The organism is Streptomyces sp. NPDC048255 (assembly GCF_040652415.1).
In the GTDB taxonomy this organism is placed as follows: domain Bacteria; phylum Actinomycetota; class Actinomycetes; order Streptomycetales; family Streptomycetaceae; genus Streptomyces.
Window position 1 is genome coordinate 19,865 of the sequence record NZ_JBEZMA010000052.1, and the last position, 15,954, is coordinate 35,818.

At 72.6% G+C, this 15,954-nt stretch carries 11 protein-coding genes; 6 read left to right on the top strand and 5 right to left on the bottom strand.

The window, feature by feature from the left end; translation table 11 throughout:
- Window positions 1-12 precede the first annotated feature (12 nt).
- Complete coding sequence (locus tag AB0D94_RS29715) at window positions 13-3,294, bottom strand: S41 family peptidase (RefSeq protein ID WP_362057849.1); 3,282 nt, start codon at window positions 3,292-3,294, stop codon at window positions 13-15.
- A 168-nt stretch (window positions 3,295-3,462) separates the two neighbouring features.
- Here AB0D94_RS29715 and AB0D94_RS29720 point away from each other — a divergent pair, with 168 nt between their 5' ends.
- Together AB0D94_RS29720 and AB0D94_RS29725 are read left to right on the top strand one after the other, a co-directional pair.
- Entirely contained in the window at window positions 3,463-4,053 is a 591-nt protein-coding gene (locus AB0D94_RS29720) for a TetR/AcrR family transcriptional regulator (protein ID WP_362057852.1), read from the top strand.
- Window positions 4,054-4,170: 117 nt separating this feature from the next.
- Complete coding sequence (locus AB0D94_RS29725; protein ID WP_362057855.1) at window positions 4,171-6,396, top strand: MMPL family transporter; 2,226 nt, start codon at window positions 4,171-4,173, stop codon at window positions 6,394-6,396.
- A gap of 111 nt (window positions 6,397-6,507) precedes the next feature.
- Here AB0D94_RS29725 and AB0D94_RS29730 read toward each other — a convergent pair whose 3' ends face one another.
- Window positions 6,508-6,909, bottom strand: coding sequence for an SsgA family sporulation/cell division regulator (locus tag AB0D94_RS29730; RefSeq protein WP_362057858.1), 402 nt, complete (start codon window positions 6,907-6,909; stop codon window positions 6,508-6,510).
- Window positions 6,910-7,078: 169 nt separating this feature from the next.
- Here AB0D94_RS29730 and AB0D94_RS29735 point away from each other — a divergent pair, with 169 nt between their 5' ends.
- Genes AB0D94_RS29735 through AB0D94_RS29750 form a run of 4 tightly spaced genes read left to right on the top strand, consistent with a single transcriptional unit; the run spans window position 7,079 to window position 10,862 of the window.
- Window positions 7,079-8,131, top strand: coding sequence for an energy-coupling factor ABC transporter permease (locus AB0D94_RS29735; protein ID WP_362057861.1), 1,053 nt, complete (start codon window positions 7,079-7,081; stop codon window positions 8,129-8,131).
- Window position 8,132: 1 nt separating this feature from the next.
- Window positions 8,133-8,894, top strand: a complete 762-nt coding sequence (gene cbiQ / locus AB0D94_RS29740) for a cobalt ECF transporter T component CbiQ (RefSeq protein ID WP_362057864.1) — start codon at window positions 8,133-8,135, stop codon at window positions 8,892-8,894.
- Window positions 8,882-9,670 carry an ABC transporter ATP-binding protein gene (locus tag AB0D94_RS29745; protein WP_362057867.1) on the top strand — a complete coding sequence of 263 codons (789 nt, stop codon included), beginning with the start codon at window positions 8,882-8,884 and terminating at the stop codon, window positions 9,668-9,670. Before cbiQ ends, AB0D94_RS29745 begins: the two co-directional genes overlap by 13 nt.
- Before the next feature lie 28 nt (window positions 9,671-9,698).
- Window positions 9,699-10,862, top strand: a complete 1,164-nt coding sequence (locus tag AB0D94_RS29750; RefSeq protein WP_362057870.1) for a serine hydrolase domain-containing protein — start codon at window positions 9,699-9,701, stop codon at window positions 10,860-10,862.
- 477 nt (window positions 10,863-11,339) lie between these two features.
- Here AB0D94_RS29750 and AB0D94_RS29755 read toward each other — a convergent pair whose 3' ends face one another.
- The 3 genes from AB0D94_RS29755 to AB0D94_RS29765 all read right to left on the bottom strand — a co-directional run bounded on the left by AB0D94_RS29755 (window position 11,340) and on the right by AB0D94_RS29765 (window position 15,782).
- A complete protein-coding gene (locus tag AB0D94_RS29755) occupies window positions 11,340-11,816 on the bottom strand; it encodes a YbaK/EbsC family protein (RefSeq protein ID WP_362057873.1) in 477 nt (158 codons plus the stop codon).
- A 439-nt stretch (window positions 11,817-12,255) separates the two neighbouring features.
- On the bottom strand, window positions 12,256-13,899 hold the full coding sequence (locus tag AB0D94_RS29760) for a penicillin-binding transpeptidase domain-containing protein (RefSeq protein ID WP_362057876.1): 1,644 nt from the start codon (window positions 13,897-13,899) through the stop codon (window positions 12,256-12,258).
- 200 nt (window positions 13,900-14,099) lie between these two features.
- Complete coding sequence (locus tag AB0D94_RS29765) at window positions 14,100-15,782, bottom strand: phospholipid carrier-dependent glycosyltransferase (RefSeq protein ID WP_362057930.1); 1,683 nt, start codon at window positions 15,780-15,782, stop codon at window positions 14,100-14,102.
- Window positions 15,783-15,954: the final 172 nt, after the last annotated feature.

Consider the following 15,954-nt stretch of genomic DNA (forward strand, 5'->3'; position numbering starts at 1 on the left):
CCCCGCGCCGCGCTACGCCCTCGGCGGCAGCTTCGGACGGCGGCGGTCCGGTACGTCCGTGTAGCCGGGAGGCTGGAGCGCCGGGTCCTGTTCCAGCAGCTCCAGCGCCAGGTGCACGGCGTCGTCCAGCTGGGCGTGCCGCCCCTCGGCCCAGTCGAGCGGGGTGCGCAGGATCGGGAGGTCCGGTTCCACGCCGTGGTTCTCCACCGACCAGCCGTACTCCGGGAACCACGCGGCGTTCATCGGCACGGTGATCACCGTGCCGTCGCCGAGGGTGTGCCGGCCGGTCATGCCGACCACCCCGCCCCAGGTGCGCTGGCCCACCACCGGGCCCAGCCCCAGCAGTTTGATGGCCGCGGTGATCATGTCCCCGTCGGAGGAGGTCGCCTCGTCGGCGAGGGCCACGATCGGACCGCGGGGCGCGTTGGAGGCGTACGAGACCGGCTGGGCGTTGCGCGTCAGGTCCCAGCCGAGGATCGAGCGGGTCAGCTTCTCCACCACCAGCTCGCTGATGTGCCCGCCCGCGTTGCCGCGTACGTCCACGATCAGCGCGGGCCGGGACATCTCCATCCGCAGGTCGCGGTTGAACTGCGCCCAGCCCGAGCCGCCCATGTCGGGGATGTGCAGGTAGCCGCAGCGGCCGCCGCTGATCTCCCGGACCACCGCGCGCCGCTTGGACACCCAGTCCTGGTAGCGCAGCGGCCGTTCGTCGATCAGGGGCACGATGGCCACCCGGCGGGCCGGGCCCTCGCCCTCCGCGGGCTGGAAGGTCAGCTCCACCGTGGTGCCCCCGGCCGCCGAGAGCAGCGGGTAGGGGCCGGTGACCGGGTCCACGGGCCGCCCGTCCACATGGGTGAGCACGGCGCCCTCGCGGATGCCGGTGCCCGCCAGCGGGGAGCGGGCCTTGGAGTCCGAGGACTCGCCGGGCAGGATCCGCCTGACCACCCACGCCCCGTCCCGGGGCACCAGGTTGGCGCCGAGCAGCCCGATGGCCCGCTGGTAGTGCGGGGGGCCTTCGTTGCGGCGTGCGGGGGAGACGTAGGCGTGCGAGGTGCCCAGTTCGCCGAGGACCTCGCGCAGGAGGTCGGCGAACTCGTCGGGCGAGGCGACCCGTTCGACCAGGGGGCGGTACTGGCGCAGCACCCCGTCCCAGTCGATGCCGCACATGCCCGGCTCCCAGAAGTAGGCGCGGATGATCCGCCCGGCCTCCTCGAAGGCCTGGCGCCACTCGGCCGCCGGGTCCACCTCGTGCAGGATGCGCCGCAGGTCCAGGTAGACCGTCGAGTCGCTGTCGCCGGACTCGGTGGCCGGGACCGCCCGCAGGTCGCCGTCGTCGTTGAGCACGAGCCGGGTGCCGTCGCCGCTGACCGCGAACCAGTCCAGCCCCGAGGCCAGTTCGGTCTTGCGGGCCTTGGTCATGTCGAAGTGCTCCAGCGTGGGTTTGCCGCTGGTGTCGGCCGGGTTGGCGAAGGTCTCGCCGAGCGCGCCGGAGATCGGCCAGCGCAGCCAGACCAGCCCGCCGCCGTGCACCGGGTAGAGGGCCGAGTACTTCGACGCCGATACCGGGAACGGTGTCACCCGGCTCTCCAGCCCCTCCACTTCCACGGTCACCGCGCCGTCGCCCGATTCCGAGTCCCCCTCCGCCGGGTCGAGGCCGCCGGCGGCCGGACGTCCGTCGGGGGAGAACGCGAACGGCGAGGGGGTCGCCGAGGAGAGCGGCACCAGGTACGGGCGGCAGCCCAGCGGGAAGGACAGGTCGCCGGTGTGCACGTCGTAGACCGGGTCGAACCCGCGCCACGACAGGAAGGCGAGGTAGCGCCCGTCGCGGGTGAAGACCGGACTCTCGTCCTCGAAGCGGCCGTTGGTGACGTCGATGACCGTACGGGCGCCGGGGCCGGAGATCCGGGCCATCTTGATCTGCCGCAGCGAGCGCCCGATGCCCGGGTGCGACCAGGTCAGCCAGCAGCCGTCGGGGGAGAACGCCAGGTCGGTGACGGGCCCGTTGATGGACCGGATCAGCTCGGTGACCTCGCCGTCGGACTCCTCGCCGGCGTCGATGAGCAGCAGGCGCCCGTCGTTGGAGGCGATGGCGAGGCGTTCCCCGTCGGGGTCGGACAGCAGCTCCAGTACGCGCCCCAGCTCGCCCGAGGCCAGCCGGCGCGGCTCCCGTTCCCCGGAGGCGCGCGGGAGGTACGCGATCTCGATCGCGTCCTCGCCCTCGGCGTCGGTGACGTAGGCGACCTGCCCGCCGCTGCCGAGCATCTCGGGCAGCCGCACCCGTACGCCCGGGGTGTCGGCGATGGTCCGGGCCGGCCCGTCGCGGTGGGTCAGCCAGTACAGGCTGCCGCGGACCACGACCGCGCTGGCCCGCCCGGTGGCGTCGACGGACAGCGAGTCGACGTGGCTGGCGGCGGGGACCTGGTACGTGCGCCGGCCCGCGCGCGGTCCGCCCAGCCGGACCTGGAGCTTGCGCGGGGCGGCGCCGGGGGCCAGCGAGTCCACGAGCCAGATGTCCCCGGCGCACTGGTAGACGATCCGGCGGCCGTCGGTGGAGGCGTGCCGGGCGTAGAACTCGTCGTGGTCGGTGTGCCGGCGCAGGTCGGTTCCGTCGGGCAGGCAGGAGTAGAGGTTGCCGACGCCCTCGTGGTCGGAGAGGAAGGCGATCCGGCCGTCGGCGAACATCGGGGCGTCGAGGTGGCCGTCGATGTCCTCCAGCAGCCGCCGGCCGTGCAGCCACAGCCGGCCGGTGGCGCCGCCGCGGTAGCGCTTCCAGGCGGCGGGCTCGTGCGGGGGCTTGCCGGTGAGCAGCAGGGTGCGCCGCTCGCCCTCGTCCCCGTCGTGCACCTGGATGTCGGAGACCGGTCCCCAGGGCAGGCGCCCGCCGGGGCTGCCGTCGGTGGGGAGGCTGTAGGCCCAGGCGAAGTAGGAGAAGGGCTGGCCGTGCGAGGACACGGCGAGGATGTCGCTGTGTCCGTGCTCGTCGGGCGGGGTCCAGCCGCAGACGCGGGTGTCGGTGGCGCCCCAGTGGCTCAGCTGGCGGGCGGGGCCGCCGTCGACGGGGGCGAGGTGGATCTCGGGGTCTAGGCTGCGCCAGGTGGTGAAGGCGATGTGCCGGCCGTCGGGGGAGAAGCGCGGGTGGCTGACCCGGGTCCGGTCGACGGTGATCCGCCAGGCCCGGCCGGGAGTCTGTCCGTCGGGGACCAGCGGGGCGACCCAGAGGTCGTCCTCGGTGGCGAAGCACAGCAGGTCGTCGTGCAGGTGCGGGAAGCGGAGGTACGCGACGTCGTGACTCACCCCCCAATGCTTTCCGCGCCAGGGGGGCCTGGCAACTCGTACAGGTGATCCATGCCACGCCCACAGCGAAACGGAACGGTTTCGTTTCGTTCGGCGTAGGGGTATCGTCTTAGGCGTACGGAACACATTCGTTTCGATAAGAGGCGCGTTCGGACGGGAGGCACGGCGATGACCGAGGCGATGGCGGCCCGGCGCAGCCGGATCACCCCCGAACGGCAGGCCGAACTGCACGAGGCGGTCCTCGACCTCCTGCGTGACGTCGGCTACGAGGCGTTGACCATGGACGCGGTCGCCGCCCGTACGAAGTCCAGCAAGGCCACCCTCTACCGCCAGTGGGGGAGCAAGCCGGAGCTGGTCGCCAAAGCCCTGCGATGCACGCAGCCCGTTTCGCTGCGGGAGATCGACACGGGCAGCCTGCGCGGGGACTTCGCGCGCATGGTGGAGCACTCCGACGACGCCCAGATGGCCAAGGACACCGCCCTGATGCGGGGTCTGGCCCATGCGGTCCACGAGAGCCCGGAGCTCCACAAGGCGCTGCGGGACCTGCTGGTCGACCCCGAGATCACCGGTTTGCAGGTGATGCTCCAGCGTGCGGTGGACCGGGGCGAGATCGTCCCGGACTGTCCGGCCCTGGAGTTCGTACCGCACATGCTCATCGGGGCGTTCATCGCGCTCCCGCTGATCGAGGACCGTCCGGTGGACCGGACTTTCCTCGGTGACTTCATCGACGCCGTGGTCTTCCCCGCCCTCGGCGTCTGATCCGCCCCGCATTTCCTTTTTGCTGCTCCTGACACGCCGCTCTCGTCGTCGGGCCGGCTCTCCATGCCCTGATCCGCACCGGATCCATCCCACGACCTGAACGGGAGAACCACCGACGTGGCCACCTTCCTCTACCGCCTCGGCAGAGGCGCCTTCCGGCGCCGACGCCTCGTCGCCCTCGTCTGGGTGGCGCTGCTGTTCCTCGCCGGCTTCGGCGCGGCCTCGGCGTCCGCCCCCACCTCCGGCTCGTTCTCGATACCCGGCACGGAGGCCCAGAAGGCCTTCGACCTGCTGGACAAGAAGTTCCCGGGGATGGCCGCCGACGGCGCCACCGCCCGCATCGTCATCAAGGCCCCGGCCGGGGCCAAGGTCACCGACCCGGACACCAAGGCCCAGGTCGAGAAGATCGTCGAGGACCTGAAGTCCGGCCCGGGCAAGGACCAGATCTCCTCGGTCGCCGACCCGTACCAGACGCAGGCCGTGAGCCAGGACGGCTCCACCGCCTACATCAGCACCAAGTACGTGGTCAGCGGCATGGAGCTGACCGACCAGACCCGTGAGGCGCTGAAGGACTCCGGCAAGGAGGCCGAGGCCCAGGGCCTGACCGTCGAGATCGGCGGCGACGCGCTGATGGCGGCCCCCGAGACCGGTTCCGGGGAGATCATCGGCATCCTGGTCGCCGCGATCGTCCTCGTCATCACCTTCGGCTCGCTGATCGCGGCCGGTCTGCCGCTGCTGACGGCGATCATCGGCGTGGGCATCGGCGTCTCCTCCATCACCGCGCTCGCCAACGTGCTGGACCTCGGCAACACCACCGCCACCCTCGCCACGATGATCGGCCTCGCGGTCGGCATCGACTACGCGCTCTTCATCGTCTCCCGCTACCGCGCGGAGCTCGCCGAGGGCCGTGAGCGCGACGAGGCCGCGGGCCGGGCCGCCGGAACTGCCGGCTCCGCCGTCGTGTTCGCCGGTCTGACCGTGGTCATCGCCCTCGTGGGCCTGGCCGTCGTCAACATCCCCATGCTGACCAAGATGGGCGTCGCGGCCGCCGGAACCGTGGTCATCGCGGTCCTGGTCGCCCTCACGCTGGTCCCGGCCATCCTCGGCTTCGCGGGCAAGAAGGTCCTGCCGGCCGGCGAGAAGAGCAAGCTGTTCGGCAAGGGCCAGGGCAAGACCAAGAGCAAGGACAAGGCCGCCGGTGCCGAGCAGAAGGCGAACGGCGGCACCCGCTGGGCCCGCTTCGTCCTGCGCCGCCCGGTCATGGTCCTGCTGGCCGGTGTGATCGGCCTCGGCGTCATCGCGATCCCGGCGAGCAAGCTGGAGATGGGCCTGCCGGACGACGGCGCCCAGCCGGTCTCCACCACCCAGCGTCAGGCGTACGACCTGCTGTCCGAGGGCTTCGGCCCGGGCTTCAACGGCCCGCTGATGGTGGTCGTGGACGGGGGCAAGGAGCTCGCCGCCGAGACCGCCGACCGGATCAAGGGCCTGGAGGGCGTGGCCGCGGTCACCCCGCCCGCCCCCAACGCGGACGGCGACGCCGCGGTGATCACCGTCATCCCGAAGGACCGCCCGTCCTCCACGCAGACCGAGGACCTGGTCCATTCGATCCGCGACGGCAGCGGGGACGACGTCCTGGTCACCGGCGCCACCGCGATGAACATCGACTTCTCGCAGAAGATGAACGACGCGCTGCTGCCCTACCTGGCGCTCGTGGTCGGCCTCGCCTTCCTGCTGCTGATGCTGGTGTTCCGTTCGATCCTGGTCCCGCTCAAGGCGGCCCTCGGCTTCCTGCTCTCGGTGGTCGCCGCCCTCGGCGCGGTCGTCGCGGTCTTCCAGTGGGGCTGGCTCGGCTCGGTCTTCGGCGTGGAGCAGACCGGCCCGATCATGTCGATGATGCCGATCTTCATGGTGGGCGTGGTCTTCGGTCTGGCCATGGACTACGAGGTCTTCCTCGTCACCCGGATGCGGGAGGCGTACGTCCACGGCGAGCGCCCGGGGCAGGCCGTCGTGACCGGCTTCCAGTACAGCGCCCGGGTGGTCGTGGCCGCCGCCGTCATCATGATCGCGGTGTTCGGGGGCTTCATGGGGGCCAGCGACCAGATGGTCAAGATGATCGGCTTCGGTCTGGCCGTCGCCGTCTTCTTCGACGCCTTCGTGGTCCGCATGGCCATCGTCCCGGCGGTGCTCGCACTGCTCGGGCACAAGGCCTGGTGGCTGCCCAAGTGGCTGGACCGGCTGCTGCCGAACGTGGACGTGGAGGGCGAGAGCCTGCGGCGCCACCTCGCGGACGACACCGGCTCCCCCGAGGGTCCGGACAAGGACCGCGAGCTGGTCAACGCCTGACCTTGCTCCGTACGGCTGAAGGCCCCGGCCCCGTACCGCCTGATCCTCAGGTGGTACGGGGCCGGGGCCGTTGCGCCTTGGGGGTGTCCGGCCTGACCGGCGAGGTACCCCCTACCGGGTGGCGGGGGCGTACGTGCGGCGAAGGAAGCGGCGCAGGGCGGCGATGTCGAACTGGATCACGGCGACCCCGTCGGGGGAGTGGAACTCGACGACCGCCTGCACGCGGCCGCACGGCCAGACGCGTACGTCCCCGGTGCCGGACGGGGCCAGCAGGCCCGCCTCCAGCAGGGCGAGGGGGAAGACCCACTCGTTGTCGGTGCCCTCGGGGGACAGGTCGGCGGGGAAGACGATCCGTACGGCCAGCGGCTCGGCGGGGACGAAGCGCAGCGCGACCGGAATCTTCCGGTAGAGGGGGTCGTCGGTGATCACGCGCGCGCTGACGCGTTCCTCGACGAGGGCGACGGTCGCGGTGGCGGTCCGGGCGGCAGGGGGATTCTCGGCGGTCGCTGACATCGACACGACTCCTCGAAATCGGAACCTTTGACTCCGTTTGTCCGTCCAGCCTCGCACATTCCCACGAAACCGCACGGCTCTATTTGTGACGCGCGCGCTCTTGCCAACCATTTGCAAGTGAGCACTATTCTTGAACGGTTAAAGACTGCATAAGAAGCGGAGCCACTCCATGCATGTGCCCGACGGATTCATCAACGCACCCGTCTCGGTGGCCGCCGGAGTGGCGGCCGCCGCCGCGGTGGCCGTCAGCCTCCGCGGCGCACGCCGGGAGCTGGACGAGCGCACCGCGCCGCTCGCCGGCCTCGTCGCCGCCTTCATCTTCGCCGTCCAGATGCTGAACTTCCCGGTCGCCGCGGGCACCAGCGGCCACCTGCTCGGCGGGGCGCTCGCCGCCATACTCGTCGGCCCCTACACCGGTGTGCTGTGCGTGTCCGTGGTGCTGCTCATGCAGGGCATCCTCTTCGCCGACGGCGGCCTGACCGCCCTCGGCGTCAACATCACCGTCATGGGCGTCGTCACCGTGGTCGTCGCCTACGCGACCTTCCGCGGGCTGCTCAAGGTCCTGCCGCGCACCCGCCGCTCCGTGACCGTCGCCGCCTTCACCGGAGCCCTGTTCTCGGTGCCGGCCTCGGCCGCCGCCTTCACCCTCCTCTACGCCGTCGGCGGGACCACCGACGTGGCCATCGGCAAGGTGATCACCGCCATGGTCGGCGTGCACGTGCTCATCGGCATCGGTGAGGCGGCCATCACCGCCGCCACCGTGGGCGCCGTGATCGCCGTCCGGCCCGACCTCGTCCACGGGGCGCGCGGGCTGACCGCGCCGCTGAAGCTGCGCGTCGGCGGAGAGCTCGTCGACGCCCCGGCCGCCGCCGCGGAGCCGGTCGCCGCCCGCTCCACCAAGAAGGTCTGGGCCGTCGGCATGGTCTCCGCCCTGGCCCTCGCCGGGATCGTCTCCTCCTTCGCCTCCGGCAGCCCCGACGGCCTGGAGAAGGTCGCCGCCGACAAGGGCATCGACGCCAAGGCCGACCAGTACACGCACGCCACCGCCGGCTCCCCGCTCGCCGACTACGAGATCAAGGACATCGGGAACGAGGGCCTCTCCGTGGGCCTCGCGGGCGTCATCGGCGTAGGCGCGACCGTAGCCGTCGGCTCCGGGGTCTTCTGGGCGGTGCGCCGCCGCCGTACCGAGGAGCCCGCCGCGGCCCAGCCGTCGGCGGTCTGAGATGGGCGCGGGCCACGCCCACCGGCTCTACCGGCCCGGTCACTCACCGGTCCACGCCTTGCCGCCGCACTGCAAGCTCGCCGCGACCTTCGCGTTCGTGGTGGTCGTGGTGTCCACACCGCGCGAGGCGGTGTGGGCCTTCGGCCTGTACGCCCTCCTCATCGCCGGGGTCGCGGCCGTGGCCCGGATCCCGGCCGGCTTCCTGCTGAAGCGGCTGCTGATCGAGGTCCCGTTCGTGGCCTTCGCCGTCCTGATGCCCTTCGTGGCCGAGGGCGAGCGGGTGGACGTACTCGGCGTCCCGCTCAGCGTCTCCGGCCTGTGGGGCGCCTGGAACGTCCTGGCCAAGGGCACCCTCGGCGTGGCCGCGTCCGTCCTGCTCGCCTCCACCACCGAACTGCGGGCACTGCTGCTGGGGCTCCAGCGGCTGAAGCTCCCGCCGCTGCTCGTACAGATCGCCACCTTCATGATCCGCTACGGGGACGTGATCACCGACGAGCTGCGCCGGATGTCCATCGCCCGCCGCTCGCGCGGGTTCGAGGCCCGCGGCATCCGGCACTGGGGGGTGCTGGCCAAGACGGCCGGCGCGCTGTTCATCCGCTCCTACGAGCGGGGCGAGCGCGTCTACCTGGCGATGGTCAGCCGCGGCTACGCCGGTTCGATGCCGGTGATCGACGACGTCGCGGCCACGCGCACCCAGTGGGCGCACGCGGCCGTACTCCCGGTGACGGCGCTCGCCGTCTGTCTGATGGGATGGACCCTGTGACGGCATCCTCAGCGACCACACCCTCGGCGACCGCCCCCTCCCTGGAGGTCTCGGGTCTCGCCTACGCCTACCCGGACGGCCACCAGGCCCTCTTCGGGGTGGACCTGACCGTCGGGCACGGCGAGCGCGTCGCCCTGCTCGGCCCCAACGGCGCCGGGAAGACCACCCTGGTGCTGCACCTCAACGGCATCCTGGCCGGCGGGGTCGGCTCCGTGACCGTGGCCGGGCTGCCCGTGGAGAAGCGGAACCTCGCCGAGATCAGGCGCCGGGTCGGGATCGTCTTCCAGGACCCTGACGACCAGCTGTTCATGCCGACCGTGCGGGAGGACGTCGCCTTCGGACCGGCGGCGGCCGGAATGCGCGGCGCGGCGCTGGAGGAGCGGGTCCGGGACGCCCTGGAGCAGGTCGGCATGGCGGACTTCGCCGACCGGCCGCCGCACCACCTGTCCTTCGGCCAGCGCCGCCGGGTCGCGGTGGCCACCGTCCTCGCCATGCGGCCCGAGATCCTCGTCCTGGACGAGCCCTCGTCCAATCTGGACCCGGCCTCGCGCCGCGAGCTCGCGGACATCCTGCGCTCGCTGGACGTGACCGTCCTGATGGTCACGCACGACCTCCCGTACGCGCTGGAGCTCTGCCCCCGGGCCGTGATCCTCAGCCAGGGGGTCATCGCGGCGGACGGCCGCACGCAGGCGCTCCTGTGCGACGAGGAGCTGATGCGGGCCCACCGCCTGGAGCTCCCCTTCGGCTTCGACCCCCGCTCCGTGGCCGTGGCATAAGCGCAGGCCGCGGGTTGTTGGCCTGGTCGTGGACATCCAGGGTGTGGTGGCGGAGGGCTTCGAGCCCGTCAGGGACGCGTTCGTACGCAACTTCGAGGTGCTCGGGGACCGGGGCGCGGCCGTCGCCGTGTACCGGGACGGCCGCAAGGTCGTGGACCTGTGGGGCGGGACCAAGGACGCGCACGGCACCGAGCCCTGGACCGCTGACACCGCCCAGATCGTCCGCTCCGCGACCAAGGGCGTGGCCGCGGCCGTCCCCCTGCTGCTGCACCAGAACGGACTGCTCGACCTGGACGCGCCGGTGGGCTCCTACTGGCCGGAGTTCAAGGCGGGCGGCAAGGACCGGACCCTGGTCCGCGACCTGCTCGCGCACCGCGCGGGCGTGCCGGCGCTGGACCGGGGACTGACCGCGGCCGAGGCCGCCGACGGGGTCAGCGGCCCGCGCGCGGTCGCCGTGCAGCAGCCCTTCTGGCAGCCCGGCACCGAGCACGGCTACCACGCGCAGACCTACAGCTGGCTGCTGTCCGAGCTGGTGCTGCGGGCGACCGGCCGCACCGTCGGGGGCATCTGGGCCGAAGAGCTGGCGGAGCCGCTGGGACTGGAGTTCTGGATGGGCCTGCCGGAGACGGAGGTCCACCGGGTGGGGCGGGTGGCCCCCGTGGACCCGCCCGAGAGCGCGGGCGTGCTCAGGACGAGGCCCAGGAGAAACGTTTCCGAGGCCTACGCCGACCCGGACTCCCTCACCCGTCGCGCCTTCGCCGCCATCGATCCGCTGCCGGACGAGAACGACCCCGCCTACCGGGCCGCCGAACTGCCGGCCTCGGCGGGCATCGGCACCGCGCGCGCCCTCGCCCGCTTCTACGCGGCCACGATCGGGGTGGTGGAGGACGGCGCCCGGATCTTCACTCCGGCCACCACCGCCCTCGCCGGCAAGGAGCTCTCGGCCGGCCCGGACCGGGTCCTGGTGGTGAACACCCGCTTCGGCCCCGGCTACATGCTGCACGGCCCGGCCTCCCCGCTGCTGTCCCCGGCCTCCTTCGGCCACCCGGGCCGCGGCGGCTCGCTGGCCTTCGCGGACCCGGAGGAGGGCATCGGCTTCGGCTACGTCACCAACGCCCTCGCCAAGTCGGTCACTGCCGATCCGCGTGCGCAGGCGCTGGTACGGGCGCTGCGGTCAGCCCTCGCCTCTTGAGGCAGGGCTCGCGGCTCGCCGCTTGACGCAGGGCTCGGCGCTTGGCGCAGGGCCGCACGGCTCGGCCCTGGCTTCCGCGCCGTCTGTCTTGGCTCCGCCTGGGCTGTCCGGCTCCGCCGCGCCTGCTCCGTGTGGGCCGTCCGGTGCGGCGCCGCTGCCGGGGCTCCGCCCCGGACCCCGCGCCTCAAACGCCGGCGGGGCTGGATTGGGCCCGCGCCTCAAACGCCGGCGGGGCTGGATGGGGCCCCTGCCTCAAGCGGGGCTGGATTGGGACCGCGGCTCGACCGGTGCCGGGCTGGGTGGGGCCCTGCCTCAAGCGCCGACGGGGCTGGATGGGCGTACGCCTCGAACGCCGGCGGTGCTGGATTGAGCCCCCGCCCTCAAACGTCGGTGGGGCTGGATTGGGACCCCGGCTTGACCGGTGGCGGGGCTGGGTGGGCCCTGTGCCTCGGTCGTCGGCGGGGCGGGAGTTGGCGGTCAGCCGGCTTCCCGTACGTCGGCCAGGACGGCCCCGGCGTGCTCGATGAGCTCCTTCGGGGCCATCGGGAACACCGTGTGCGGGGTGCCCGCCGCCGCCCAGACCACCTCGTGGGCCAGCAGGGACCGGTCCGCCAGCACGCGGGTGCGGGTGCGGTGGCCGAAGGGCGGGACGCCGCCGATCGCGTAACCGGTGGTCTCGCGCACCAGGGCGGCATCCGCCCGGGTGACCTTCGCGGCGCCCAGCTCCCGGCGCACCGCCTCGACGTCGACCCGCGAGGCCCCGTCCATGAGGACCAGGACCGGGACCCCGTCCGCCGCGAAGACCAGCGACTTCGCGATCTGGCTGAGCTCGCAGCCGATCGCGGCGGCGGCGTCCGCGGCGGTCCGGGTCCCTTCGGGGAACGTGCGGACGGTGACGTCGAGGGCCAGGGTGGCGAGGGCCTCGGCGAAGAGGGGGTGGGTGGGGGTGCGCATGCCGGCACGCTAGCGCTGTGCGGGTGCGGGGGCGAGCCGTTTCTCTGCGCCGGCCTCCACGCCGCCTGCCCCGACTCCGCCTCGGCTGTTCGGCTCCGCCGCCCCTGCTCCGTGTGGGCCGTCCGGTGCGGCGCCGCTGCCGGGGCTCCGCCCCGGACCCCGCGCCTCAACGCCGGCGGGGCTGAATTGGGCCCGCGCCTCGAATGCCGCCGGGGCTGGATGGGGCCGGTGCCTCGAACGTCGGCGGGGCTGGATTGGGCCCGCGCCTCGAACGCCGGCGGGGCTGGATTGGGCTCCCGGCTCCACCGGCGCGGGGCCGAAGCGGGGCTGCCGCGCCGGGCTGCCGACGCCGGACGGAGGCCGGCGCAGCGGCCCGGCGCCCGTGAGGCGCCCCGGCGCCGGGCGGTGCGAGGGGCGCGTCAGGAATGCGAGGGGCGCGTCAGGAAGAGGACAGCACCGAGGCGACGATCGGGCCCGCCGCGTCGCCGCCGTGGCCGCCGCCCTCGACCATCGCCGCCGCGGCGATGTCGCCGCTGAAGCCGGTGAACCAGCTGTCCGGGCTGCCCGCGCCGTCGACCTCCGCCGAGCCGGTCTTCGCGCCCTTGTCGCCGCCGACCGAGGCCATCGCCTTCTGGGCGGTGCCCTCGGTGGCCGTCAGCCGCATCATCGACACCAGCTGCTGCTGCACCGCGGGCTTCATCCGGCGCTGCGCCGTCGCGATCGTACGGCCGTCGAGCTCGGGGGAGACCAGCAGCGGCTGGCGGAAGACCCCGGTGCGGGCGGTCGCGGTGATGGAGGCGACGTTCAGCGGGTTCATGGTGATCTGGCCCTGCCCGATGTACGCGGCGGCGGCCTCCGCGCCCGTCGCCGCCGGGACCTTGCCGTCGGTGGACTTCACGCCGGTCTTCCAGTCCAGGCCGATGCCGAAGACCTCCCTGGCCTCCTTCGACAGCGCGGCGTCGTCGTCGACGGGCTTGATCTGCTTGATGAAGGCGGTGTTGCAGGACTTGGCGAAGCTGGTCGCGAAGGTGGTGCCCGCCGGCAGGTCGAAGTTCTTCAGGTTGTGGAAGGGGCGCCCGCCCCAGGACACGGACTTCGGGCACTCCGCCGGCTTGTCGGCCGCCACCATGCCCCGGTCCAGCAGCATCGCCGCCGTCACGATCTTCATCGTGGAGCCCGGCGCCCGGGTGCCCGCCATCGCCGCGTTGTACCCGTCCTGGCGGTGGTTGGCGACGGCCAGGATGTGCCCGCTGCTCGGCTTGACGGCGACCACGGACGCCTCCGGGAACTTCGCGACCGCCTTCTCGGCCGCCGCCTGCACCTTCGCGTCCAGGTACGTCTTGAGGACGCTCGGCTGCCCCTCCACCAAGGTCAGCAGGGTCCGCTTGGGCGTGCCCGCGACGGCCGGCTCGATCCAGACCTCGGCGCCGGTCTTGCCGCCCGTCTTGCTGCCGTACGTGTCGCGGAGCTGGTCGAGGAGGGGCCGCAGCGAGGGGTACTTCTCCGCCGTCAGCTCCTCGTCGTTGCGGTCGACCAGCTTGACGGGCGGGCTCGCCGGGGCGCCCGCGCGCAGCTTCTCGTCCTTCTGGAGCTGCGGGTGGATCACCGACGGCTGCCAGTCGACCAGCGGCTTGCCGCTGGTCACCCCGCGCACCACGGTCAGCTGGGACTCGTAGGCGAGGGGCTTGGTGGTGCCCTCGTAGGTGATCTCCGCGGCGACCGTGAAGGGGACGGTGTCGCCCTTCGCCGTACCGGGGGTGATCACGGCCTTGGAGACGTACGCCTTGGCCTTGTAGTCGGCGACGGCCGTCTGGGCGGCCTGGGCGTTGTTCGTCAGGTCGGCGGCCGCCCGGTCGTCCCCGGACGCCCATGCGGCGAGGAAGGCCTTCGCCACTTCGGCGGTCTCCGTCTCGGTGACCGGGCCGCTGCCCTTCTCCGGACGGTACGAGGCCTCACCGGCCTTGATGCCGGCATTGCCCTCGCCGCCCGCGTCCCCGACCAGCGCGTACACCCCGTACCCGGCCCCGCCGAGCATCGCGATGAACACCCCGCCGATGACGGCGCCCTTCGCTACCCCGTTCATTCAAGTCCTCCCCCGGACCTCAGTTCTCTGAACGTGTTCAAAGAACTCGTGGTGCAGACCTTACGCTGCGCTGACGTATCAGCAGGTCTTTGTTACCGGACCGGAACATGTCAAGGGGCCTCTGAAGCCCGCCGGACGGCGGATGGCCCGGCACCTGGGAGGTGCCGGGCCATCCGCCGTTCTCGCCGCTGTTCCCGCTGCTAGACCCAGGTGTCCAGCCACATGCGGCCGCGCCAGGAGTCCATCGGGAGGGTCTGGCCCGTGTAGATCGGCCAGAAGTAGATGAAGTTCCACACGATCAGCAGGACCAGGACCCCCGCCCCGATCGCGCCCAGCGCCCGCCGGCGTTCGGACGAGCCCGCCGGGCCCAGCAGGGCGCCGATCATCATCGCCACCGCCAGGCACAGGTACGGGACGAAGACCACCGCGTAGAAGTAGAAGATGGTCCGCTCCTGGTAGTTGAACCAGGGCAGCAGGCCCGCGCCGAGCGCGCACGCGATCGCGCCCGCCCGCCAGTCGCGGCGGAAGAACCACCGCCACAGCACGTACAGCAGCGCGAAGCAGCCCGCCCACCACAGCAGCGGGGTGCCCAGGGCCAGGACCTCGCGGGCGCACTTGCCCGCCTCCGTCGCCGGGCAGCCGGCGGTGCCGGGCTCGGGGGACTCGTAGAAGTAGGAGACCGGGCGGCCCAGGACCAGCCAGCTCCACGGGTTGGAGTCGTAGGTGTGCCCCGAGGTCAGGCCGACGTGGAACTTGTAGACCTCGGTCTCGTAGTGCCACAGGCTGCGCAGCCACTCCGGCAGGAACGCCAGCGAGCTGCCCTGGTCGTTCTTGGCCGCCCAGTCGCGCAGGTAGCCGCCCTTGCCGTTGTCGGGGCTGAAGATCCAGCCGCTCCAGGAGGCCACGTACGTCACGATCGCCACCGGGACCGTGGAGACGAAGGCGGGCACGGCGTCGCGGCGCAGCATCGCCGCGTACGGGGCGCCCGCGCCCGCGGTGCGGCGCGCGGCGGCGTCCCAGAGCACGGTGAGGATGCCGAAGAAGGCCAGGACCACGAAGCCGTTCCACTTCGTGCCGGCGGCCAGGCCCAGGCAGACCCCGGCCAGGATCCGGTACGGGCGCCAGCCCAGCCGCAGCGTCTCGGCGATCTTCAGATCGGGCCGGACCCGGCCCTCGTCGTCCACCGGGAGCGCGGCCGCGAGTCTGGCCCGGCTCCTGTCGCGGTCGATGAGCAGCGCCCCGAAGGCGGCGAGGACGAAGAACATCAGCACCAGGTCCAGCAGCGCGGTGCGGCTCATCACCAGGTGCAGGCCGTCCACGGCGAGCAGGGCGCCCGCCAGGCAGCCGAGGAAGGTGGAGCGCAGCAGCCGGCGCCCGATCCGGCACAGCATCAGCACCGAGAGGGTGCCGAGTACGGCGGTCATGAACCGCCAGCCGAACGGGGTGAAGCCGAAGATCCACTCGCCGAGGCCGATCACCCACTTGCCGACGGGCGGGTGCACGACGTAGCCCGGGTCCAGCGGGAGGGAGATCCCGTCGGGGTTGGCGAGGATCGACTTGTCGATGTCCTTGGGCCAGCTCGCCTCGTAGCCCTGCTGGATCGTGGCCCAGGCGTCCTTGGCGTAGTACGTCTCGTCGAATATCACCGCCTTCGGGCTGCCCAGGTGCACGAACCGCAGCACCCCGGCGACCAGCGCCACCAGCAGCGGCCCCGCCCAGGCGAGCACCCGCTGCCAGGTGCCCACGGCCGAGGCGGGCACGCCGAGCGCCGTCCACAGCTGGGGGGACGGCTTGGCGTACGGGGGCACCAGGCGGGTGCGGACGTCCGCGCGCGGCTCGGCCGCGGCGGAGCGCACGTAGCCGAAGCCGCGCAGGCGGCGCAGCCAGGTGGGCGGCTCTTCTGCCCTTCCCTCCGGCGGGGCGGGAGGGGCCCCCGCGGGGCTGGGCGGAGGCGTCGCGGTACTGGTCACCGGGCCATCGTAGGGAACTGATCTGTGGGAGCCCACTGAAAGCGCCCCGGAGGCCGGCCGAGCCCCAATGAGAGGATGGCCGCGT